At 41.2% G+C, this 24049-nt stretch carries 18 protein-coding genes and 1 pseudogene; 16 read left to right on the top strand and 3 right to left on the bottom strand.

The features are described from left to right. Positions 1-2 precede the first annotated feature (2 nt). From CYG50_RS16870 to CYG50_RS16835, 8 genes are read left to right on the top strand one after another with little or no spacing between them, the layout of a single operon-like run. Positions 3-2204: a peptidase domain-containing ABC transporter gene (locus tag CYG50_RS16870; RefSeq protein ID WP_102138133.1), complete on the top strand. Its 2202-nt coding sequence runs from the start codon at positions 3-5 to the stop codon at positions 2202-2204. Further along, positions 2201-3385, top strand: coding sequence for an efflux RND transporter periplasmic adaptor subunit (locus CYG50_RS16865; RefSeq protein WP_102138132.1), 1185 nt, complete (start codon positions 2201-2203; stop codon positions 3383-3385). The genes CYG50_RS16870 and CYG50_RS16865 overlap by 4 nt, the downstream gene beginning before the upstream one ends. Then, positions 3385-5355: an ABC transporter permease gene (locus tag CYG50_RS16860; RefSeq protein ID WP_375373106.1), complete on the top strand. Its 1971-nt coding sequence runs from the start codon at positions 3385-3387 to the stop codon at positions 5353-5355. The genes CYG50_RS16865 and CYG50_RS16860 overlap by 1 nt, the downstream gene beginning before the upstream one ends. A 2-nt stretch (positions 5356-5357) precedes the next feature. Then, a complete protein-coding gene (locus CYG50_RS16855) occupies positions 5358-6770 on the top strand; it encodes an efflux transporter outer membrane subunit (protein ID WP_102138258.1) in 1413 nt (470 codons plus the stop codon). Continuing rightward, complete coding sequence (locus CYG50_RS16850; RefSeq protein ID WP_102138131.1) at positions 6767-8020, top strand: beta-ketoacyl-[acyl-carrier-protein] synthase family protein; 1254 nt, start codon at positions 6767-6769, stop codon at positions 8018-8020. The genes CYG50_RS16855 and CYG50_RS16850 overlap by 4 nt, the downstream gene beginning before the upstream one ends. Then, positions 8017-8826 (top strand): hotdog family protein, encoded by an 810-nt coding sequence (locus CYG50_RS16845; protein WP_102138130.1) that lies wholly within the window; start codon positions 8017-8019, stop codon positions 8824-8826. Before CYG50_RS16850 ends, CYG50_RS16845 begins: the two co-directional genes overlap by 4 nt. A 19-nt stretch (positions 8827-8845) precedes the next feature. Further along, complete coding sequence (locus CYG50_RS16840) at positions 8846-9097, top strand: acyl carrier protein (RefSeq protein ID WP_102138129.1); 252 nt, start codon at positions 8846-8848, stop codon at positions 9095-9097. 1 nt (position 9098) lies between these two features. Further along, positions 9099-9839, top strand: a complete 741-nt coding sequence (locus CYG50_RS16835) for an SDR family NAD(P)-dependent oxidoreductase (protein WP_102138128.1) — start codon at positions 9099-9101, stop codon at positions 9837-9839. A gap of 135 nt (positions 9840-9974) precedes the next feature. Here CYG50_RS16835 and CYG50_RS16830 read toward each other — a convergent pair whose 3' ends face one another. Then, positions 9975-11315, bottom strand: a complete 1341-nt coding sequence (locus CYG50_RS16830; protein ID WP_102138127.1) for an MFS transporter — start codon at positions 11313-11315, stop codon at positions 9975-9977. Between the two features lie 68 nt (positions 11316-11383). Further along, positions 11384-12262 carry an SMP-30/gluconolactonase/LRE family protein gene (locus CYG50_RS16825; RefSeq protein WP_102138126.1) on the bottom strand — a complete coding sequence of 293 codons (879 nt, stop codon included), beginning with the start codon at positions 12260-12262 and terminating at the stop codon, positions 11384-11386. A gap of 531 nt (positions 12263-12793) precedes the next feature. Here CYG50_RS16825 and CYG50_RS16820 point away from each other — a divergent pair. From CYG50_RS16820 to dmsD, 4 genes and pseudogenes are all read left to right on the top strand, one after another. Beyond that, a pseudogene (locus CYG50_RS16820) lies at positions 12794-15238 on the top strand (DMSO/selenate family reductase complex A subunit). An 11-nt stretch (positions 15239-15249) separates the two neighbouring features. Next, entirely contained in the window at positions 15250-15867 is a 618-nt protein-coding gene (locus CYG50_RS16815) for a DMSO/selenate family reductase complex B subunit (RefSeq protein WP_102138125.1), read from the top strand. A gap of 1 nt (position 15868) precedes the next feature. Further along, on the top strand, positions 15869-16720 hold the full coding sequence (locus CYG50_RS16810; protein ID WP_102138124.1) for a DmsC/YnfH family molybdoenzyme membrane anchor subunit: 852 nt from the start codon (positions 15869-15871) through the stop codon (positions 16718-16720). 62 nt (positions 16721-16782) lie between these two features. Then, positions 16783-17415, top strand: coding sequence for a Tat proofreading chaperone DmsD (gene dmsD, locus CYG50_RS16805; RefSeq protein WP_102138123.1), 633 nt, complete (start codon positions 16783-16785; stop codon positions 17413-17415). A 66-nt stretch (positions 17416-17481) separates the two neighbouring features. Here dmsD and CYG50_RS16800 read toward each other — a convergent pair whose 3' ends face one another. Next, the gene (locus tag CYG50_RS16800) at positions 17482-18888 is read right to left on the bottom strand and encodes a cytochrome-c peroxidase (protein WP_102138122.1); all 1407 of its coding nucleotides are present in this window, start codon (positions 18886-18888) and stop codon (positions 17482-17484) included. A 959-nt stretch (positions 18889-19847) separates the two neighbouring features. On the opposite strand from CYG50_RS16800, the gene CYG50_RS16795 reads away from it, so the two are divergent. The 4 genes from CYG50_RS16795 to CYG50_RS16780 all read left to right on the top strand — a co-directional run bounded on the left by CYG50_RS16795 (position 19848) and on the right by CYG50_RS16780 (position 24027). After that, a complete protein-coding gene (locus CYG50_RS16795) occupies positions 19848-21611 on the top strand; it encodes a sensor histidine kinase (RefSeq protein WP_102138121.1) in 1764 nt (587 codons plus the stop codon). Between the two features lie 53 nt (positions 21612-21664). Beyond that, positions 21665-22315, top strand: a complete 651-nt coding sequence (locus tag CYG50_RS16790) for a response regulator transcription factor (RefSeq protein WP_102138120.1) — start codon at positions 21665-21667, stop codon at positions 22313-22315. A 255-nt stretch (positions 22316-22570) separates the two neighbouring features. Beyond that, positions 22571-23197 (top strand): DMSO/selenate family reductase complex B subunit, encoded by a 627-nt coding sequence (locus tag CYG50_RS16785; RefSeq protein ID WP_102138119.1) that lies wholly within the window; start codon positions 22571-22573, stop codon positions 23195-23197. 2 nt (positions 23198-23199) lie between these two features. Beyond that, positions 23200-24027, top strand: coding sequence for a dimethyl sulfoxide reductase anchor subunit family protein (locus CYG50_RS16780; RefSeq protein WP_102138118.1), 828 nt, complete (start codon positions 23200-23202; stop codon positions 24025-24027). Positions 24028-24049 lie beyond the last annotated feature (22 nt).

The raw sequence follows: 24049 nt of genomic DNA, 5'->3' as shown, positions 1-24049 counted from the left end.
TAATGAAAAATATTATTCCAAATTTTGTTTCTCAAGAAGAAACCAATGAATGTGGCTTAGCATGTATTGCGATGTTAGCACAAACCCAAGGCCTCAACGTTTCTCTTGAAACGCTGCGAGAGATGTATCCGGCATCGGATCATGGAACTTCTTTGATTGATCTTTCGTCCATCTTAGCTAATTACGGTGTTGCGACGACACCGGTGCTATTTGAGCACCAAGAGCTCAATAGCTTACCGCTTCCCGCTATTTTACATTACGGAGCAAACCATTTTGTGCTGCTTGCTTATCGTAAGGGAAATAACGTGTGCGTGATGAACCCTGCAATTGGGCAGCAATGGTTACCTTTCTCTGCATTAAAAGCGGAAATCAGCGGCTATGCATTAATTTTAGAGCCGGATACCGCGCTGGAAAGAATTGAATCGCTAGCACCAGAAGACAAAAATGATGGGGATGGGAAGAAAGCTCCTCATGCAATGAGCCTGAAAGAAACCTCAGAGATTCGCGGTGTTTATTGGTTGATGATATTCGCTTTTTTGGTTTCTTTAACGCTATTTTTAATGCCAGCCATGGTGAGCAATGCGATTAACCAAGCCTTTTCCGACGCTAAAAATGCCATTTTCCCTTATGGCTGGTTTATTGTTGCCTTTGTGGTTGCAACACTATTAGCCCTTGGCGTGAGAATGCTCAGCGAGCGTTTCGTAAAACACTTTGTGTTGATTAAAAGCGGGGTTGGCTTTTCCCGTTTATTGAGTAATCCATTGCGCTTTTTTGAAAAACGCGCACCCGGGGATGTTTTTAGCCGTTTTGTTGCTTGGCAGAGGGCATTAACCGAAAAAATTGAGCTGGATAACGGGTTACGAACGGATTGGGTTATTTGTGCAATCGCATTAGGTACCATGTTTTGGATTGCCCCCGTGTTAGCCGCTATTTCGGCTGCGGGTGTTACCGTGATGGGCTTAATTAGTGTATGGGCGATTATTCGTGACCGGTGGTACACCCAGCAGTTACAGCTAAAATCAGCAGAATTAAATGACTTTTTTATGGAGACGCTGCAAGGCATTCTGACCATAAAAACAGCAGGGATAGAAAATCAGCGTAAGGCGCAATTTGCATGGTTAAACCGTGAATTGTTTACCTGTATGCAACGCAGAAATGTGTATCAACAAATTAAAGATGGCATCTATCAATTAATCGGTAGTTTGGAGATGGTCATTTTTATGTTGGTGGTTCTACCTATGGTGGCCAATGAGTTAATTTCGTTGGGGGATTTCTTTGCTTATAGTTTCTTACGTCAAATTTTCACCAATTATGTGACGCGTATTTTTTATGCGATTATACATAAGTCACAACTGCATATTATTGATACACGCGCCCATTCTTTATTCCCTAAGAAAAGCGAGCAGGACACCGAACCATTCCACGAGAAACAAGCCTCAGTGCAAGGAAATGCACCACACTTATCTTTCAAGGGGATTCATTTCTGTTATGACCCTGCAAAACCGATTTTAAATAATGTGTCATTAGACTTACCTTCAGGCTCACAGGTTGCCATTGTTGGGGAATCTGGGGTAGGAAAAAGCACGTTATTACGCACCATTGCGGGTTTATTCAGCCCACAGCAAGGAATATGCGAATCCAATGGGGAAGCCGTCAGTGTGCAGCAGCTTACGCAATTGGTTTGCTTGCAAAGCCAAGAAGATATTCTATTCAATGCGAGAGTCTTAGATAACATTACGCTATTTGACCCTAATTTCCGTGAAAAAGATAAAAAAAGAGTCGAAGTGCTGCTCGATAAATTGGCACTCGGTGCAGTGATTAATCAATTACCTGGTGGAGTGAATGCGTTAATAAGAGAAAGCCATGCGGCACTGTCACTTGGGCAACGCCAACGTTTGTTATTAGCTCGTTCGTTGTACAGTGCCCGTCCTATTTTATTATTGGATGAGCCCACTGCCAATTTGGATGAAGAAACAGCAAAAATAGTCATGGCGACTATTCAATCACATTGCCAGAAAACAGGTAAGACATTGATTGTCGTCACTCACAGTGAAGAGCTAGCGGCTAATTTTGATGCACTTTACCGAATCGTGGATGGGAAATTAAGTCTTGAGATAAGCACCAATAAAGACCCTTCTGTCACCGCAGGCACGCCTCAATCTGAACCTTCTTTATTAGCGGTAATGGAAGGTACTCCCTTATGACCTCTCGTCACGTAACACCAATATTGGGTTTAACGGCCCGACGATTACGCACTTTAGGTGGGCTGGTGGCACTGCTTGTGTTGATCGTGGTGATCGGCCGTTTTGTTTGGCAATCACCCGCCCCAGTATTGTATGAAAACGTAATTTTATCGGTGGAACGTGGCGATATAGAAAAAATCGTTATGGTAACGGGGAAATTAAAGCCCTCAATGCAAGTTAACGTAGGGGCTCAGGTTAACGGGCAAATCAGAAAATTGTATGTAAAACAAGGCGACAAAGTAGTTAAAGGGGAGTTATTAGCAGAAATCGACCCGACTATCCAACAGTCTGAGCTCAAAAATGCAACCGCCCGGTTATCCAGTGCTCAGGCGCAAAAACGGGCTGCAGAAGCAACTTTAATACAGTACATCAAAGCCTATCGGCGTCAAATAGTGATGCAGCGAGATGGTTCCGGTATTCGCAGTGAATATGAACAAGCGCAAGCACAATATGAGGCGCAATTACAGCAGGTTAATGTCAATGAGGCGTTAATCACGCAATCAGAAATGGACGTACAAACTGCACAAGCTAACCTCAATTTTACACGGATCGTCGCGCCGATCAGTGGTGAAGTGCTGGGTATTGTGGCGAACGAAGGGCAAACCATCGTTTCTTCACAGACAGCACCAACCATTTTAGTGTTGGCGAACCTGGATAAAATGCAGGTTCAGACACGAATTTCAGAAGCGGATATTCAAAAAATTAGCCCAGGCCAACCCCTCACGTTCTATGTGATTGCAGACCCGGAAACGCACTACGAGAGTACGATGGGGTATGTTCAACCCATTCCGCCCGAAGCGCTTGATGAAAATAATAATAATTCTGGGGGGCAACAGAACAGTGCGATTTATTACAACGGAACGTTCGAGGTTGATAACGCTGATCGTGCATTAAAGACATCAATGACAGCACAAGTATTTATTCGTGTTGCACAAGTAAAAGATGCCATTCGACTCCCTACTAGTGCGCTGGGGCGTGTGATGGGTGCAAACGAATATGAAGTGACCGTGATCAAAAATGAAAAACCGGAAACGCGCACCATCAAAGTGGGCATTAATGACCGCCATTTTGTCGAAGTTCTTGAGGGAATTAGTGAGGGTGAACAAGTTGTTATTCAATCAGATAATGTGGCGAGTGAATAATGGCGATGACACGAAATGTATCTTTAACTCGTCCTCTGATTGAACTTCATCATGTTTATCGTGAGTTTTCAGCTGGTACACAAACCATTCCTGTTTTGAATGATATTTCGCTATCAATTAATCAAGGAGAGATGGTCGCTATCATTGGCGCATCAGGTTCAGGTAAATCAACTCTGATGAACATCATTGGTTGTTTAGATAAGCCCTCTCAAGGGGAAGTATTTATTAATGGGATTGCGGTTCATGAGGTGAATAGCGACCAACTGGCGGAATTACGTAGCCAATATCTTGGGTTTATTTTTCAACGTTATCACCTAATGCCCTACCTGACTGCAGAGGAAAATATTGCGATCCCCGCTTTGTATACGGCAATGCCAGAAGATGAGCGGAGCGCTCGAGTTGCTTTATTAGCAGAAAAGCTAGGGTTACAAACGCGTTTGGATCACAAACCTTATCAATTATCTGGTGGGCAACAGCAGCGTGTCAGTGTCTGTCGCGCCTTGGTCAATGGTGCGCAAATTATTCTTGCGGATGAACCTACAGGGGCATTAGATAGCGCTAGTGGTCACGCATTGATGGATATTTTACATCAACTTCATCTCGATGGGCACACTGTTGTGATTGTGACCCACGATAAAAATATCGCTCAGCAAACTCAGCGAATTATTGAAATTAGTGATGGAAAAATTGTTTCTGATAAGCAGAACCAAGCGCAGAAAGGCACAAAACAACGACACCAGCTTCCTACTGTTGAAGATAATGGCCGTGCATCGGTGTGGCGCAATATTATTGAGTCTATTCGTATGGCATGGCGGGCCTTACTCGGTCATCGCATGCGTGCATTTTTGTCGATGTTGGGAATTATCATCGGTATTTCTTCTGTGGTGTCATCAATGGCCGTGGGGGAAGGAGCAAGACGCTCCATCATGGATGAAATCGGGAAACTCGGCAGCACGACTCTGGAAATTCGCCCTGGCACTGGGTGGGGGGCTAAGCGGCCTGATATGGAGCGTGCGTTATCGTTAAATGATGTCAAAAGCCTAAAGCAGTTGCCATGGGTTGAGTCTATTTCCCCCGTCGCGAGTAGCATGACGATGGTCGTTAATAAAGGCTTGGATAACTCAATCATGCTTAATGGGGTTTCAGAAGAATATTTTGCGGCACAAGGGTTTCAGCTTTTACATGGTAGCTTATTCAGTACGCTCGATATGGCAGACAGTGAGCCCGTTATCGTGTTGGATGAAGGAAGCCGAGAGGTACTTTTTCAACCAGAAGAAGAACCATTAGGGCAAATTGTGCAAATTGGCCATTCACCATGGCGAATTATTGGTATTGCCCGTAAACCGGGGCCCAAAATGTCGAGTGGCTTTGTTATGGGGTGGGTGCCTTACTCATCCTTACAGCAACGTGTGGTTGGGGACAAACCCATTGAATTTATTTCGTTGCGTTTCCCTGAAAGCTTAACTTCTCAACAAGCTAAATTACAGGTTGAGCGTTTGTTATTACGCGAACATGGTAAAAAGGACTTTTTTATTCAGTCGGATGACCAGCTCGCAAATGCATTACAAAAAACATCCGATTCTATGTCATTACTGATCACCTCGATTGCTGCTATTTCCTTATTGGTTGGCGGCGTTGGGGTGATGAATATCATGCTGGTTTCTGTGACGGAACGAACTCATGAAATCGGGATCCGCCTTTCGGTCGGAGCGCGTCCTCAAGATATTATGAACCAATTTCTGATAGAAGCCGTGATGATTTGTTCGCTTGGCGGGTTTATTGGTATTGTCGGTGCATGGTTAGCGGGGTGGGTTTTTTCTTATCTCACCACTGAATTTACGATGGTGTTTACTCTGTTCCCTATTTTATTAGCGTGCGGTTTTTCCGCTCTAATTGGTTTTGTTTTTGGCTATTTTCCTGCTCGTCGGGCTGCCAAACTCAACCCAACGGAGGCATTGGCACGCGAATGAATATCAAATCGCTTTATATCATTTCTGCTTTATTTTTGCTAAATGGCTGCGGCAGTTTTACGCGTACGGAATACCAACGTCCTGAGCTCACATTGCCACAGCAGTGGGATGATAAAATACACCAATCCGGTGCAAATGACGTAGTGACGTCAGTTCAGTCATTGAACCTAACTGAAAATTGGTGGGATAACTTTAAAGATCCTCAGCTATCTCAACTGATCAACCAGGTACTAGAGAATAATAATGATTTAGCCGCAGCGGCAATTAAGTTAAAGCTGGCGCGAAGTACGGCCGGGCTAGCAAACACTAATATAACCCCAAATGTCTCCCTTGGGGGCTCTGCAAGCAATACAAAATCTATTCGCAATGGAACCTCTCCTCAAGAGAGTTATAGCTCAAATCTAAACTTAAATTATGAAGTTGATTTATGGGGAAAGCTTGCACGTATTCGTGAAAAGAATGAGTGGGAAGCAATAGCAACCGAACAGGATTACCATGCAACAGCATTAGTGGTTATTAATACGACAGCACAATTATATTGGAATATTGCACTGTTAAATCAACAGATTGATAACCTGATAGCGAGCCAAAAGATTGCAGAAAAAAGTCAGCAGCAAATTAAGTCTTGGTATTTGGCAGGAAAAGTTAGCCAACTGGATTTTTTACAATCGCAGCAAACTGTGATTAGTCGAAAAAATGAATTGCGACGAATCATTAAAGAACGTGACAGTTCCCGTAATGCGCTAGCCCTATTGTTGAACCGCCCTGCAGAGCAGCATGCCAGTGAGCTCACCGCACTTAATCGAAATCAACGAATTGAAATTCTTAACGCAACACCGTTGTCCGTATTAGCACAGCGGCCAGATATTCAAGCTGCCGAGTCACGTCTTCGTTCCGCGCTTGCTGACTCTGACGCTGCTAAATTGAGTTTCTACCCGACACTGTCTTTGCAAGGTGCGCTTAATGCGGGTAGCCAATTGTTTTCTCAATGGTTTAGTGACCCGACACGAGTTGTTGGAGGTTCGATTTCTCTGCCTTTTATTCAGTGGAACACGGTGAAATTGACCATTGAACAATCCGACTTACAAGTGCAACAAGCTGCGGTGGCATTTCGTCGTGCGGCTTATACCGCATTATCAGAAGTCGATAACGCGATGGAAGCCCGTTTTGCCGCGGATGAAATTCGTCAGCAATTGCAACAGTCATTATCACTTAGCCAGCAGCGGTTAAAGCTCACTAGCAGCCGTTACCGAGCTGGTGCCGCGAATTATCAAACACTGCTTAATGCGCAAGATGACCTTTTAACTATTGAGAACACATTAGCTCAAAATCAATACGATTATCTTTATGCAACGCTGCAACTTTGGCTAGCACAAGGTGGCGGTAGCGCCCGACAAGAGGACAACCCATTATGAACCAAAAATCTCACTTTAAACGCGTTGTTGTCACAGGCTATGGGGCTGTCACTCCATTGGGGGATACGGCTTCAGCATGTTGGCAAGCGATTATGGATAAAAAGCTCGGTTATCGTTACGTTGATAAAACTGCGCAAAATATCCACAGTCATTTTTTAGGGCTTATTGATAATGAACCCAGCTTAAAAGGGGTTCCCGCGGCTATTCGTCGTCGTTTACCGCGCCATACGCGCTTAGCTTTGGGGGCCGCACGAGAGGCCATGAACATGGCCTTCGCAGACACGCCATTAACGGATTTATATGACCCTCTGATGTGTGGCGTCATTATGGGATCGGGGTGGGCAGGGCTTGATGAAAATTATATGTCGGTAAGTGAATTCGAAGCGACAGGGATGACCTCGCCTTTCAACTGTTTTTATGCAATGCCAAGTGTGACAACAGCGGCTTGCAGCCAGTTTTGGAACCTGCGTGGATATCAAAATACGACCATCGCGGCTTGTGCGACAGGCACTATTGCGATTGGTGATGCTTTTGACGCGATCCGTCATGGACGAGCCGATATGATGCTCGCTGGTGCAGGAGAGTCCTTGCGGACCGATTGTGCTGTATGGAATATCGATGTTCTTGGTGCTTTAACTCGTGAAGCGGAAGACCCGACTCGTGCATGTTGCCCATTCAGTGCGGACCGTAGTGGATTCGTGCTTTCTGAAGGTGCAGCCGTGTTGTGTTTAGAAGAGCGTGAGAGCGCTATTTCACGTGGCGCCACTATTTTGGGTGAAATTACAGGGTATGCGAATTTTTCTGATGCATTTGATTTTACATCACCAGCAGAAGATTGTGTCGCCCGAGTGAAAACCATTGAAATGGCTTTACAACAAGCGGGAGCCGCTCCTGAATCTATCGATTATATCAATGCCCATGGGACCTCAACGGCTCTTAATGACTTAAATGAAACAGAATCACTGAAAAAGGCATTAGGTGCGGCAGCTTATCAAATCCCAATGTCTAGTACTAAATCCTATACCGGACACTTAATTGCCGCTGCTGGTAGCTTTGAAACCATTATTTGCTTGCAAGCGATGGCGCATGGCGTGATGCCTGCAACTGCTAACTTACATCACTCGGACCCGCAATGTGACCTCGATTATATCCCTAACGAACACCGTATTGGTGAAGTTAAGCGTGCACTAAACCTGAGTTTTGGCTTCGGTGGGGCAAATGCGGCGCTGATTTTAGAGAAAGCGTCATGAGGACATTACGTTATACCGTTGAGGATGCAAAACAGTGGGCATCATTTTCTGGTGATGATAACCCGATTCATTTTGACCTTGAATGGGTCAAAGCGAAGGGCGGAGAGCAACTGAGTGTACATGGCATGCGTGCACTACTCGATGTGAAACAATTTGCGAGTGAATCATTAAATCACGAACTATTGGCTTCACAAGAGGTTATCGACTCTGAGTTTATCAAATGTGTCGTGCGGTTACGCAATCCGTTATGGAACGATAAAGATTATCAATTAGTTGCACGAAATAAAGCGGGATCTGTGGCTTTACTCTCTTCTGATGAGCAACAAAATTGTTTAACTTGCCAATTGTCGGTCACCTCCCCACCGCGATTACATGAAATCGCAAATGAGATAACGATTTCGACCGCCGAACTTGTGAAATTGCAGTCAATATTCTCTCAGTTTCCCAACGAAATGTATGAATGGCAATTTATTGATGCAGTTTTGTTTTGGTACTTAATTCATGATAGCTCTTTATTTCAACAACAAGAGATCGCGCAATGGCTGCCAGCCGGCTCAACGTTGAAAGATATTTTTTGCCGTTATCCTATCGTACAAACCCACCAAGAAGTGGTTTTTGACCATGCACTTCTGACTAAATGGGTTCCTATCACCTCTCCTGAACCTATTTACCTACGTATTTTACCCGCCTTAGTCATTGCGGATAGTGAGAGTGGCCGATTAGTAAGTATCAGTATCACTGCCCATTACGGGGAAAAAATAATAAACAATTCAATAACATTGAAAGTTAATTCAATAACTCAATAAGAATGCAAGGATAAAAAAAATGAGCCAATATCAAGAAATTTATATCAAAATTAGTGACATGATCTGTGACGCAAAAGATATAGAAGCAGAAGAGTTGAATGCGGATATGACTTTAGTCCAGTTAGAGTTTGATAGCTTAGATTATGTTGAACTTATGGTGCTTGTTAAACGTGACTTTAATGTTGTTTTAGATGCTGAATTTTTCCTAGAACATCCAGAAATTTCGGTAAAAGCACTGTGTGAACATATTGATAAGGAACCGAAATCTTAAAATGGCAAATAATCAATGGATACTCGTGACGGGAGGAAGCCGAGGAATTGGACTCGCACTGGTTAGTGAATTGCGACGCCACTGGAATGTGGTTTTTACTGGGCGTAACGTTGATGGTGTTAATGAAACACAAGCGAGTCTTGAAAACCCCGATTTAGATACATGGGTGAAAGGATCCCCGTGTGATGGCAAGAATGAAGCACAAGTTGATGCGCTTTCTAGCTCGTTATTGGAACAGTTTGGGGCTCCTACGGCTATTATTCATAATGCAGGTATCACTAGGGATGCCTTACATATTCATCAAGATGCTGAAATCTGGCGAGACGTGCTAGAGAACAACGTCATTTCCGTGATGAATTGGCACCGTAAATTATTACCTGCAATGTTGATGACGGGGAATGGCTCGATCGTATTGATGTCATCAATTACTGGGCTAAAAGGCAATATTGGCCAAACAGCTTATGCAGCGAGTAAGTCGGCGATGATGGGGTTGACGCGTTCATTGGCTCATGAAGTTGGGCGTTTTGGGTTACGTGTGAATTGTATTGCTCCGGGGCTTATTGATAGTGATATGACCCGTGCAATGCCTGAAGCTAAATTAAAAGCTATGTGCCAAAACATCCCGTTACGCCGCTTAGGGCAACCCCAAGAAGTGGCAGAGCTAGTTGAATTTTTGATTGGCGATAATAGCCAGTACTTAACAGGGCAAACATTGGTCTTAGATGGTGGCCTAACTGCGTAATGGATTGTTTTAATTACGGTTAGCAGAACAAATATTCACTCGATAATTTATATTTTATATTTCCCCTTAAACGTTTTAGTAAATTTCCGTTTAAGGGGTTTTTTTATGGGTTTAAACAACCTTATTTAAAGTGATTTATTCAGCTGCCGTATGGTTTTCATGCAGTGATGTGTGGGTAGTAAAGAGCTGTAATATGACACCAAGTAGTGCGCAGGCAGCCATTGCAAAGAAGGTATAAATATAGCCTAAAGAGCTATTCCAGCCTCCACCAAGATTAATTAACCAGCCCATTAATAGCGGGGATAATGCACCACCAATGAACATGGATGTGGTGATAATACCATTTGCAGTAGAAATGGATTGGTCATTGGCATTATCAGATGCCATAGCGTAGTAAATTGGCCAAACGGCATTAGCCACCAAGCCGAAGAACAGCTGTATAGCGATAATTTTTGGCATTGACGTTGCGAAGTAAAATAAAGCGATACCAATGCTCATCCATAAACCGCAAATGATTAAGGTTCTTTTTCGACCTAATATGTCTGATAGCCAAGGCCAAACAATTTGCCCGAGTACACCCGTTAATGTGAAGATGATACTCAGCCCCGCTGAAGCGGCTAAAGATAACCCAGAGACATGATATAAATAGGAGGGCAATACCATGCTGATCCCCATATAAACAATCTGAGTTAATAATGTATTCCCAGCTGTTAGTGCAATATTTCTATTTTTTAGTGTCTTAATAAAAATTTTAAATCCTTGGCCTTTTTGTACTTGAGTACTACTACTTTCTGCTGGTTTGGTCATGCCTGATTTTTCAATATGCTCATATAATATTGAGATCCGTGCTGCGGTTGAATATTTAGCCCAAAAAATCATAATAGGCAGTGCGACCACGAGTGGTATAAAGAAGCTATATCGCCAGTTCGCTTCGCCAAATTCAGAGATAATAAAACTTGCAACAACACCGCTTAATAAAGCTCCGATGGGATATCCAGTATGGTGTACACCAAGTGCAAAACCTCTTTTTTCTTTTGGCCACCATTCTGCCGTATTACTTACTCCAACAGGTTCACCCCAACCGGCACCGAGATTCACTCCAAATCTTAATAGGATAAAATAGGTTAAATTATGGCTAATAGCTTTAAAACCAGAAACAAATGAAATAGCGGTATAACCTAATACTAAAGGAACTTGAAAACGAGCACGTTTCCAACCTGAACCATATCGATCACTTAGAACTGAACCGGGTATATCTAAAATAGCGAGGGCTATCATAATAATAGCAACGATATTCCCCCATTCTTCAGGGCTTAAATTAAATTCCTGAGAAATAACAGGGCCTAGTCTTAATATCATTTCTCTATCATAAGCATTTAATAACCAAATAAGCCAGCAAACAAATAATGAGACCCACGAGAAACGATGTATTTTCTTAAATGATATTTTATTATTTGAAACATTATTTTTAATCATAATTGTAGCTCTTTTATAAGTATAATAATTTGTGAACCGTTGATATTCATTTTTGATTTAAACGTTATTTAACCCCCAAACCGTTTTTCAGGAATACCGGTCACACCAAGATTATGTATGGAGAAGACACTACCGCGTAATTGGCCATCTTCAGGAAAGCGAGGTAAAGGCGGCCTTGCCATCGATGTGACATATAAAATATCTAAGTTTTCACCTCCAAAAGCGACGCTGGTGACTTTCTTAACAGGCATTTCGATAATTCTGTCAATTTCGCCAGTAGGGCTATATCGAACGACTTTTCCTGCATATACAAGGGCATTCCAAAGATAGCCTTCACTGTCAACGGTCGCACCATCAGCAGCTCCACCCGATGAGGTGTTAACGGTACAGAATGTTTGGCGATTACTGATATTGCCTGTTAAGCCGTCATAATCATATTTCCATATTTCACCTGTCCATGTATCAGCGAAATAGAAAGTATCGCCTTTAGGCGACCAGCAAGGCGCATTTGAAACAATAATACTTTGTTCAATTTTATGAAGGGAATAGTCCGTATCTAGCCGATATAACGCACCTGACGGGGTCTCTTCTTGCATATCCATCGAACCGACAACAAAGCGTCCTTGCCTATCCACTTTCCCATCATTGAATCGATTATGAGGTTTATCACTTTCAGGTGAGTGCAGAAGATTTGTTTCTCCCGTAGCAAAATCAAGAAGATAAATTCCTTTCTCGAGTGCAACAATTGCGGAGTTTCCATCTTTACATAAAGCCATTGAACCAATTTTCTGCCTAACATCCCAGCTTTTAATTTCAGTTCCACGTTCCGTACAGGAAAATACACGGCCATCTAAACTGTCAATCCAATATAAGCGTTGCTGTTGAATATCCCAAACAGGGCCTTCCCCTAAATTATTCTTCAAATCTAATAATACATTTATTTTCATTTTTACAGCCTTATTAATAATATCGATTGATTAAAAGGAATGTATCTAATTAATTTAGATATGATGTGATATATATGATTGGCTATTGGTTAGAGGTAATCTTAATAGTAGGGAAGTACTATTAAAATAATGTGAAGATAGCTGTATTTATTGTACGGCCAATTGTTAATTTGTTTGTTCATTTGCACAATAGAAATGAATGGCGCAATTTATTAAGTAAAAAATATTTATTAAATAAAAAGGCTTTAAAATAGTTAAATCAACTCAACTTAAGAAATAATCTCACTATATTTATTTTAATTAAATTAATTTTTAAAGATAAAAACTGGGATGGTTTTATTTTCAATATTATTTAATGATTGCTAATGGATAAAAACCATACTTTTTGTGCTGGATTGTTGATCGTGCACAATACCCCGCGGTGCCTCGGTTATAGAATGGTAATTGGAAGTCGATAAATAAATTAAAGATAAAAATAAATTTCAAAAAAGCCATTTTAAAACGCTGAAGCAATGTTAAGTGAGGCAGATTATGAGTAAAGCATTATCTGAGGGAGTACTCCAATCGGAGATCAGCCGCAGGAAGCTAATGCAAACCAGTACCGTCGGGGGACTCGCACTTGCAAGTGGAGCGCTAAGTTTACCTTTTAATAGTGTTGCTGATACCAGTGAAATCACACCCAAAACAGCCATACCTGAAGAAAAAATAGTTTGGAGCGCATGTACCGTTAACTGTGGAAGCCGTTGCCCACTGCGTATGCATGTGGTTGATGGTGAAATCAAATATGTCGAAACTGACAATACCGGTGATGATGTTTACGGTAATAAGCACCAAGTTAAAGCCTGTTTACGCGGGCGCTCAATGCGCCGTCGTGTCTATAACCCTGACCGCTTGAAATACCCGATGCTGCGCGTTGGGGCACGTGGTGAAGGTAAATTCAAACAAATTAGTTGGGAAGAAGCCTACGATTTAATTAGCGACAATCTAAAACGGATTATTGCCGATTATGGCAATGAAGCGGTGTACTTGAACTATGGAACAGGCACATTAGGTGGCACAGTCGCACGTTCATGGCCGCCAGCGAATTCACCAATCGCCCGCTTGATGAACTGCATGGGCGGCTATTTAAATCATTACGGTACCTATAGTACAGCACAAATCAGCTGTGCGATGCCTTATACCTATGGTAGCGGGGCGGGTAATAGCGTTTCTGATATCGAAAACTCCAAGTTGGTGGTTCTGTTCGGAAACAACCCTGCCGAAACCCGTATGAGCGGTGGTGGGATCACTTATCAACTCGAGCAAGCCCGTGAGCGTTCTAATGCAAGAATGATCGTGATCGACCCGCGTTATACTGATACAGCAGCAGGGCGTGAAGACGAGTGGATCCCAATCCGTCCGGGAACAGACGCCGCATTGGTGGCAGGGATCGCTCATGTGCTGATCACTGAAAATATGGTTGACCAACCTTTCTTAGATAAATACTGCGTCGGCTATGATGAGAAAACGCTACCCGCAGATGCTCCGAAAAATAGCCACTACAAGGCATATATTTTAGGGTAAGGGGATGACGGTGTAGAAAAAACACCACAATGGGCTGCGCAAATCACCGGTATTCCTGCTGATAAAATCATCAAACTAGCGCGTGAAATCGGTTCCGCAAAACCTGCTTATATTAGCCAAGGTTGGGGGCCACAGCGCCATTCGAACGGCGAGCAAACCGCACGTGCGATTGCGATGTTACCGATTTTAACCGGTAATGTGGGTATAAATGGGGGAAATACGGGGGCTCGTGAAGGGAACTATGATATTCCATTTGAGCGGATGCCAACGTTAGAAAACCCAGTCAAAGCAAGTATTTCCGTATTTTTATGGACCGATGCGATAGAGCGCGGCCCTGAAATGACCGCAACTCATGATGGGGTAAGAGGTAAAGATAAACTGGATGTTCCGATTAAGTTTATTTGGAACTACGCCAGCAACAGTTTAATCAATCAACACTCTGATATTAATAAAACGCATGACATCCTTCAGGATGATAAAAAATGTGAAATGATAGTAGTGATTGATAACCATATGACGGCTTCAGCGAAATATGCGGATTTAGTCCTGCCAGATTGTACCGCGTCTGAACAAATGGATTTTTGCTTGGATGGTGCTGCTAGTAATATGGGGTATGTGATTTTCGCCAGCCAAGCCATTGAACCACGTTTTGAGAGCAAAACGGTGTATGAAATGTGTACACAAATCGCACGCCGTATGGGGGTTGAAGAGAAATTTACCGAAGGGCGAACCCAAGAAGAGTGGCTACGCCATTTGTATGAAATCTCACGACAAAAGTTACCTGAGCTACCTGATTTTGAGACATTCCAGCAGCAAGGGATTTACAAAAAAATGAACCCACAAGGGCATGTCGTGGCACATAAAGCCTTCCGCGAAGACCCAATTGCAAACCCATTAAATACCCCGTCAGGAAAGATTGAGATCTATTCATCTCAATTAGCGGATATCGCGAAAACATGGACGCTCGCAGAAGGTGATTTGATATCAGCACTCCCAATGTATTCACCAGGCTTTGAAAGCCATGATGATAAGCTCACCGAAAAATACCCACTGCAACTGAGTGGTTTCCACTATAAATCACGAGTTCACTCCACTTACGGCAACATTGATGTGCTTAAGGCTGCTTGTTTACAAGAGATGTGGATCAACCCTATTGATGCAAAACGTCGCAATATTAAAGATGGCGACATAGTGCGTATTTACAACGATAGAGGGGAAGTGCAGATCGCTGCCAAAGTGACCCCACGCATCATCCCAGGGGTTGTGGCTATGGGGGAAGGGGCATGGTACGCACCTGATGAAAACAAGGTGGACCATGGTGGTAGCCTAAACGTCCTGACGACTCAGCGCCCGTCACCGTTAGCGAAAGGTAATCCGCAACACAGTAATTTGGTTGAAGTGGCAAGGGTATAGGGAGATAAATCATGACAACACAATATGGTTTTTATATTGATTCCGCACGATGCACCGGATGCAAAACGTGTGAATTAGCGTGTAAGGACTACAAAAATTTATCTCCTGCGGTGAATTTTAGACGCATTTATGAATATGCAGGGGGAGATTGGCAAGAAGATAACGGTGTATGGCATCAAAACGTATTTAGTTATTATTTGTCGATTTCATGTAACCACTGCGAAGACCCTGCTTGTGTGAAAGTGTGCCCAAGTGGCGCGATGCATAAACGTGAAGATGGCTTTGTCGTTGTGGATGAAAGTGTGTGTATTGGCTGCCGCTATTGCCATATGGCTTGCCCATACGGTGCGCCGCAATTTGATAGCGAAAAAGGGCATATGACCAAGTGCGATGGTTGCTATGAACGTGTTGCGGTTGGCAAAAAACCGATTTGTGCTGAGTCTTGCCCACTGCGTGCATTAGATTTTGGTCCCATTGAAGAGTTACGTGAAAAACATGGCAATTTGGCAGAGATTGCGCCACTACCTGAAGCGCATTATACCAAGCCCAATATTGTCATTAAACCCAATGCCAATAGCCGTCCTGTCAATGATACGACAGGCCATTTAGCCAATCCTCGGGAGGTATAACATGGGCAATGGATTACACGAATGGCCGCTGATTTTATTTACGGTATTAGGCCAAAGTATTGCAGGTGGCGTGATTGTGACAGGGCTTGCTTGGTTATCGACAGATGATAAATCCCAAAAACAGCGCATTGTGAATGCAATGTTGGCGTTATGGGTGTTGATGGGCTTAGGCTTTCTCGCATCCATGATGCATATGGGCTCACCGATGCGTGCATTTAACTCGATGAACCGTGTGTTTGCGTCATCATTAAGTAACGAAGTGCTGTTTGGCTCCATTTTCTTTGCTTTGGGCGGCCTATGGTGGCTGTTATCTGCAATGAAAAAAATGCCAACAGGGTTAGACAAAGTGTGGTTAATCATCACCATGCTGGTGGGGCTGTTATTTGTTTGGGCAATGACTCGAGTTTATATGATAAGCACGGTGCCAACATGGAATACGCCACATACCACCATTGGTTTCTTTATGACTTTGTTTGTTGTTGGGCCAATTTTAGGCGCACTTTTATTACGCGTAGCTAAATTTCCGTTTAATAGTGGTAAGTTAGCAGCAATTAGTATCGTGGCTTATATTGTGACTATCGCGTCAGTACTACTGCAAAGCGGAGAAATTGCATTAATTGCCACTTCTGTTCAAAAAGCAGTGGATTTAGTCCCTGATTTTGGTGTTTTACAAGTGATACGCTTAGTGGTGACCAGTCTTGGGTTACTGCTATGGATTTTGCCTGTTGTGCGACAAAATCAGCCTTCAGTATTGAGTCTACTTCTGGGTACCGTGCTGGTACTGATTGGTGAATTTATCGGTCGTGGGCTATTCTATGGTTTACATATGACAGTCGGTATGGCTGTGGCTTAATTGGTAAACCTTTCAGCGCAGGAGATGGTTTCCCTGCGCTGATAACTTCAGAGACAATCAATATGCAAGAAGCGCACTTTCTTGAGCACGTCGCAGTCACAGGGCGAGTTCTGGGGTCTTTATTTTATTTCTCACCAGAAAATGAAAACAACGCAGAGATTATTTCGATTTTACAAGAGCCAACTTGGCATGAAGAATGGCCATTTTCCTTACCTTCTTTAGCAAAAATTAGCCAGCTTTTACAATCCAGTGCTCAGGAGAATGAACCCCTCAGTGAAGCATGGCAGCGCTTGTTTATCGGGCCTTATGCTTTACCCGCGCCTCCTTGGGGCTCAGTCTGGTTAGATAAAGAAAAGATTGTTTTTGGTGACTCAACCGTTGAGCTGCGCCAATGGATGCGTACTAAAGGTGTTGAGCCAGTGACAACACAAAAAGAGCCAGAAGACCACTTTGGGCTGATTTTGATGTTAGCGGCTTGGCTCGCTGAGCAAAATCGCAGAGCTGATTTAGAAGAGTTACTCGCTTGGCATCTATTACCTTGGTCGGCACATTTTCTCGAAGTATTGATAGATTCGGCTAACAGCGATTTTTACTGCGCATTGGCGATACTGGCCAAAGAAACATTGGATGGATATCAACAACAGTTAACATTGCCTGTATTAGAGAAAGTGGTGTTTTACAAAGATACGTTATAAATAAAAATAGCACCGCTATCATTTGCACGGTGCTATTGGTTTTTCATATCAATCAGCTATTGATATTTACTGTTGTGAATCACTTTGTTGCATATACGGTGTATACACACCGGTTAAGCTTTCAAGAAAGGCAACAATGTCATCGACATCTTTCTGTGGCAGTTCTTTACCGACTTGATAACGCAGCATCAGTTTCACTGCTTCATCTAAGGTGGCGACATCCCCACGGTGGAAATAAGGCGCTGTTAATTCAACATTTCTTAGCGTTGGTACTTTTTGGCGTAATTTATCACGCTCATCAGAGGTGACATTCATACGACCAATATCTTGTGCAGTGATTTCACCAAACTCATAGTCTTTTTTCAAACCAAGCGGTTCGAAGGAACGACCACCTAAGATCACACCACCATGGCAGGTTGCACATTTGTTTTCTTTAAATAACTGGTAGCCATGGAGTTGTTGCGCGGTTAATGCAGTCTTGTCGCCTCTTAACCAATTATCAAACGGAGAGTCTGGGGTGATTAAGGTTTTTTCGAACTCTGCAATCGCATCTGTGATGGTGTCACCCGTGAACCCTTCTGGGTAAACGGCATTGAAATCTTGCTTTAAGACAGGGTCTTTATCCAGTTTTTCAATGATTTCATCCCATGATTTTGATGCCATTTCGATAGGGTTTAATGGTGGGCCACCGGCTTGGGCTTGTAAATCAGGTGCTCTACCATCCCAAAACTGTTCGACATTAAATACCGAGTTAAACACCGTTGGCGCATTGATTGGACCTACTGCACCGCCAACACCAATTGACGTTTTACGGCCATCAACACCACCTGCATTGAGCGCGTGGCAGTGTGCACAAGAAATCGTGCTATCCCCTGACAGACGCGCATCATGATACAAGCGGAAACCTAATGCGACTTTTGCATCATCGACATCCAGTGATTTTGGAATTGGTTGAATTGGTTCATTGCGGTGCTCAGCAGCGGTATCTTGGCTGGTATAGTGTTCTTCCCGCTGTTTAGCTATCCAATTCAATAGGTTATCACGTTCTTCGTCACTGACGCTACTGGCCCAATGAAGTGCAACATAACGCGTTGGTGGCATGGTGTGGTTCTGCATAACCCACTCAATTTTATTTAATTCACTTTGCGGTACAGGTTCTCCTGCGATGAGTGCAGCGCGAGCGGCCTCAAGGTTGAATGATTTATAACCTAGCTGAATATCGTACTCCATCAGTTGCTTAGCAATGGGGAATGATGCGTAGGCAGGTAAATCAGTTGACGGCGTGTGACAGTAATCGCATCCTTTTTCAGCAAAGAACTTTAGGACTTGATTATTTTCTGCAATTTTAGATGTCTGAATGTCATTATTTTCTCTTCGTTGGTTATCGTGATACCACACATATCCAGATAACCCAAAATAACCGAGTAAAAGCAAAAATATGACAGCGACCGTAATGCGAGTAAGTTTTTTCATTACACTATCCTTGAAAGATTGCGGTCAAATATATTTAAATATTTTTTAATTAATATAATTCTACAGCCGGACTATGATGGATAAATAAGTCTGAGAGGTTCTTGATTTTTATCAATGATGGCCATCGGTTTAAGCAATTGCTGAAATAAGATTTGCCTATCAATGGTCGGGAAATAAATAATCCGAAGAAATTGTTTTAATTTAACCATATGAAATATATGTGTTATTTAATATTTTTTGTGGCTGAAATATTATTGTCTGAGTAAAATGATTAGATGGCATTTATGATGAGTTTCTTTATTTCTTAAATTATCAAAATGAATTTAAGAAATTGAGTGTTTTTTATTTGTTGTAAATTAAATGCTTGTTTGAACTTGCTAGCTAATCTCACAAGGAAATCATGAAATTAAATTTTATCATTTAAACTTTAGGCTTTATTTATAATGAAAATGAACAAAAGTTAAAAATTAATTGTTAATTAAAAAACTATTTTTTTACGAAAAATAAGACAGTGTTCGACAATGGTCGTTAATACTAAGGTACTAGTTTCAAGCCAGCACTCAATAGGATTATTAGCATTTTTATGGGTATTTTCCTTTTCTTATTATAATGGGTAAATTTAGAGGTTTCATTACTCTCTCAAGTAGCGAATCATAGAAGAATCTATGCTAGGTTTTTATCAATCTTGTCTACAAAAGTCTACGTCAGCTCGTTACATCAAGAGTTTTGGTTTGAAGAATGACAAATCCCTCTGAGTATGTCGATATGTGGTTATTTGATGAAAAATATTTGCTCTATCTGTTGAATCATAGAAGAATAATAAACAATAGCATGTTTTTCTTTGCGAAAGATAAAATTGAACACAGTACGTTTTCAATGGGTGAAGAGTGTGAATTTAATTTTTAAATTCTTAAACAATTTTTTTATGTACTTAGAACTTAATATTACGGTTCCTTATTATGTATATACTTAAAAGAATACTCATAAGTCTTTGCTTATGTAACTTATTATTTTTTTTATTAAACCCATTGGCAATATCAAAGCCAACCTCAGTACCCAAAGAAGTAATCACAGTTGGTGTTTTTGCTGATAGGGGGGTAGAAGAGGCGAGTAATCGTTGGCAAAAGACTATAGATTGGCTAAATGAGCGTCTCCCAGAATATCACTTCACTCTACAGCCTTTATTACTAGAACAGTTACAAGAAGAAATTTTACGGCAACGTTTACCTTTTATTATCGTTAATCCCTCTGAAAGTATCCGTATTGGTCGAAAATCATCACTCTCTTGGTTAGCAACTTTGATTAGCCCTATGGATAGCGGAACAAAATATTCAACAGGGTCCGCGGTTTGGGTGAAAGAAGAAAGTGTTATATCTTCAATTGAAGAGTTATCGGGGCATTCGATTGGGACTGCGAGTAAACAAGCTTTTGGCGGGTTTATGGCATTTGCTCATGATGTCATTCATGAAAGGAAGCTAAAGGGATATTTTTCTCATCTGGTTGAGATTGGCTACCCTCATGAACATGTTGTGGATGCATTGGTTAGTGGGCAAATAGAGGGGGCGATCTTACCTGTTTGTTTGATTGAATCTATGATTTTAAAAGGTGAATTAAAGCCAAATCAATTACGTATACTTGGTCAACGAAATAAATCTGACGCGCATTGTAAAGTATCTACTCATTTATATCCTAATTGGAGTTTTGCTATGACTAATGCGGCAGACCGTTTATTGGCTAAGCAAGTCGTTGTTGCTTTATTCGATATTCCGTCAGATTCTTCTGCTGCAAAAAGTGCCCAATCTCTGGGATGGAGTGTTCCTGAAAGTCAAATTGAGTTAGATCGGTTATTTACTGACTTAGGGGTGCATCCACTACAAGAAAAATGGTGGTATCAAACTTGGAATTGGTTAATTAATAATTACTACGCTACCATTGCTGGTCTATTACTGTTTGCAATTCTTCCTATTCAATATTTCTTTTTGTCTCTTCGTTACCGAAAGAATTATCTCAAACTGAGACATGCTCAAGAAAGTTTGCATAAGGTTCAACGTCACGCATTAGTTGATAAATTAGGTTCAGGCTTGGCACATGAATTGAATCAGCCTCTAGCTGCAATTCGCCTCTATGCTGAAAGTGAAATTTCACGAAGGAATCAAGGCAAATTAGATACAGATATCACTGTACCCTTAGATAAAATCCATCGACAGGTTAATCGAGTCGATGAGGTTGTGCGCCGTTTTCGTTCATTACTTCAAAAGAAAGCAATAGAAAAAAAGTATATAGATATAAATGCATTAATCGGTGGAACAATAGATTTAGTTAAAATATATGCAGATCAAAAGCACGTTCACTTACATTGGAAGTCAGCTAGTGATGCAGTTTTTATCTTTGGGGATAAAGCAGCAATTGAACAATTGCTTGTGAATTTGTTGACAAATGCAATTGATGCTACATTTCAAAATAATCGTGAACAAGTCACCATTACCTTAACGAAAACAAATGATAAAGTTGAAGTATCGGTTTACGATCAGGGTACAGGTTTATCAATGCCTTTTGAAAAGTTGTTAACTCCATTTGTGACAACGAAGCAAGATGGTATTGGTTTAGGGTTGGTGATTTGTAAAGAAGTCATGGAGTCCCATTTCGGTGAGTTTGAATTGATAAATTTATCAACCGGAGGCTGCCGAGCTGTAGCTCGTATCCCTATAGCTAAAGTTAAATAAAATATATTGACTGTACCCCGTCTTAATGTTCGGGAGCTCCAGAGGATTTTGGGATGAAAAAATCATTTTTATTTGTAGTTGATGATGATGAGTCCGTATTAGACGCCTTGGAATTTATGCTACAAGGTGAAGGGTATGAGCCATTATGTTTCTCATCAGCAGAAGCATTTTTGGACTTTATTCAAAAACAATCAGGTGTATTGCAAGGATGCCTGGTTCTTGATAGCCGAATGCCAGGAATGAGTGGGCAAGAACTACAAGTTATCCTTCAACAGAATCATAAAACTTTAGGTATAATTTTTATTACTGGGCATGGTGATGTCCCTATGGCAGTTGATGCGCTTAAACTCGGTGCCGTAGACTTTTTACAGAAACCTATCTATAGGGAGTCATTGCTTAGTGCGGTAGAAGCCGCGTTGTCTTATAGTAAAAAACAAATATATCAAAAAAATTATATTGAAAAATATCAAAAACTTACGCAACGTGAACGTGATATTTTAGCCTTGCTTGCGAATGGGAAAAATAATCTAGAAGTGTCAAATATTCTTCACATATCACCACGGACTGTAGAAGTTCATAAAGCGAGTACACTACGTCACTTGGATGTAACTACATTGGCGGAAATGATTAAAATTTACATTCAGATTGAGCCATTTATAGCAACTATTCCTCCTCCTCCAATGAGAATTCGGCGAAAAAAATAAAACCGTATTATTGACGCTTATTGATTAGATAGTTCTTGGTTAGCGTATCTAATTTGATAAATATGAATATATTTCAATTGGTTATGATGTTGTTTTTGATGTTCTATTAATTATAAAATTTAGCAGTAATCGCTGAATTCAAAAACAGTGAACCACATTATATACCCATGTTTTATGTGGGTACCCCTAATAGAAAAATGGCCAAAAAATCGTAAATATACTTATAAGGATTTAATACTATATAGGTATATGGTTATGGCACAACAGTATGGTTTTTTTGTTGATACGAGTAAATGTACTGGCTGTAAAACTTGTCAGGTTTCTTGCAAAGATAAAAACGAATTACCAATCGGCGTTAATTTCCGCCGTGTATATGAATACACAGGTGGTGAATGGACTAAACAAACTAGTGATGATACATGGCAACAAAATGTATTTGCCTATTATGTTTCGATTAGTTGTAATCACTGCAGTAATCCTGCTTGTACAAAAGCTTGCCCTACAGGAGCAATGCATAAGCGTGAGCATGATGGCTTAGTTGTTGTTGATGAAAAAATTTGCGTAGGTTGCCGCTACTGTGAAATGGCTTGCCCATATGGAGCGCCGCAGTATAACCCTGAAAAAAAACATATGACAAAGTGTGATGGATGCTTTGAGTTAATAGCTCAGAATAAAGCGCCAATTTGTGTTGCATCTTGTCCTTTACGGGCTCTTGATTTTGGGCCAATGGATTTCCTTCGAACTAAATATGGTGAAACGGCTAATATCGCTCCCCTACCAGATTCCAATCTGACTCAACCATCTTTAATTATTCGACATAATCGTCATGCTAAGCCTACTCATAGTCAGCAAGGCTTTATCATTAATAAGGCGGAGTGGTAACTATGCAGGAATTTCCTTTAGTTTTTTTTACTGTATTAGCTCAAGCAGTCGCTGCTAGTTTTATATTCTTGCAGTACTTGCGAGTCATTTCAGTCAGCTATCAATTTCTGATAAATAAAAAGCAGCTTACTAATATTTTCATTATATTACTTATTTTACTTGGAATATCAGGGGCCGTGGCATTAACTCATTTAGGTACTCCTTTACGGGCTCCAAATGTGTTACTCGGTTTAACCCATTTATCAGCTATGTCAATAGAAATTATAACGATATCTATTTTTGGTGCCATGTTATTTTCTCTGATATTTCTTGAAAGGCTTAATATAAATAATGTGATAAAAATAATTATCAATGTTATTGCTACTATTTTTGCATTTGCACAAATCATTGCCATTTCAAATGTTTACTATTTGGATACTGTTTATTTATGGAATTCGGAATGGACGTTAATAAACTTTATATCTAGTGGTTTTATTTCAGGTTCACTACTGATTGCACTGATCATTAAAATAGTCACTAATCAAGAAGATAGTCGGAAATTTTTTAACAAACTGTGGAGTGTTATTTTTATTATAAGTATGGCAGTTAATACTGGATATTTAATGCATTTTTTTACCCAGTTAGTTATAGAAAATATAATTTTACCTCAATGGATTAAATTGTTTTTGTTCATCAAAATGATGCTGATTGTATGTGCTTTTACTTGGATAATCAGAAGTGCTGTACAGATTAAAACAGTCTCTTTAATACTTGTCACGCTTTTAGTCTTCAGTGCGGAGTTATTAGGCCGTGCCGTATTTTATGAGTTAATTACATTTAATCACCTCTAGAATTCTTATTAAAAATAGAGAT

This window comes from Providencia huaxiensis, from assembly GCF_002843235.3.
Lineage (GTDB): Bacteria > Pseudomonadota > Gammaproteobacteria > Enterobacterales > Enterobacteriaceae > Providencia > Providencia huaxiensis.
This window is presented reverse-complemented; position numbering and strand designations above follow the sequence as displayed.

Coding starts and splice junctions, on each gene's coding strand:
- CYG50_RS16780 (WP_102138118.1), top strand. CDS start 23,200: ATGCAGGAATTTCCTTTAGTTTTTTTTACTGTATTAGCTCAAGCAGTC.
- CYG50_RS16790 (WP_102138120.1), top strand. CDS start 21,665: ATGAAAAAATCATTTTTATTTGTAGTTGATGATGATGAGTCCGTATTA.
- CYG50_RS16815 (WP_102138125.1), top strand. CDS start 15,250: ATGACAACACAATATGGTTTTTATATTGATTCCGCACGATGCACCGGA.
- CYG50_RS16860 (WP_375373106.1), top strand. CDS start 3,385: ATGGCGATGACACGAAATGTATCTTTAACTCGTCCTCTGATTGAACTT.
- CYG50_RS16825 (WP_102138126.1), bottom strand. CDS start 12,262: ATGAAAATAAATGTATTATTAGATTTGAAGAATAATTTAGGGGAAGGC.
- CYG50_RS16795 (WP_102138121.1), top strand. CDS start 19,848: ATGTATATACTTAAAAGAATACTCATAAGTCTTTGCTTATGTAACTTA.
- CYG50_RS16785 (WP_102138119.1), top strand. CDS start 22,571: ATGGCACAACAGTATGGTTTTTTTGTTGATACGAGTAAATGTACTGGC.
- dmsD (WP_102138123.1), top strand. CDS start 16,783: ATGCAAGAAGCGCACTTTCTTGAGCACGTCGCAGTCACAGGGCGAGTT.
- CYG50_RS16840 (WP_102138129.1), top strand. CDS start 8,846: ATGAGCCAATATCAAGAAATTTATATCAAAATTAGTGACATGATCTGT.
- CYG50_RS16835 (WP_102138128.1), top strand. CDS start 9,099: ATGGCAAATAATCAATGGATACTCGTGACGGGAGGAAGCCGAGGAATT.
- CYG50_RS16810 (WP_102138124.1), top strand. CDS start 15,869: ATGGGCAATGGATTACACGAATGGCCGCTGATTTTATTTACGGTATTA.
- CYG50_RS16830 (WP_102138127.1), bottom strand. CDS start 11,315: ATGATTAAAAATAATGTTTCAAATAATAAAATATCATTTAAGAAAATA.
- CYG50_RS16865 (WP_102138132.1), top strand. CDS start 2,201: ATGACCTCTCGTCACGTAACACCAATATTGGGTTTAACGGCCCGACGA.
- CYG50_RS16800 (WP_102138122.1), bottom strand. CDS start 18,888: ATGAAAAAACTTACTCGCATTACGGTCGCTGTCATATTTTTGCTTTTA.
- CYG50_RS16845 (WP_102138130.1), top strand. CDS start 8,017: ATGAGGACATTACGTTATACCGTTGAGGATGCAAAACAGTGGGCATCA.
- CYG50_RS16870 (WP_102138133.1), top strand. CDS start 3: ATGAAAAATATTATTCCAAATTTTGTTTCTCAAGAAGAAACCAATGAA.
- CYG50_RS16850 (WP_102138131.1), top strand. CDS start 6,767: ATGAACCAAAAATCTCACTTTAAACGCGTTGTTGTCACAGGCTATGGG.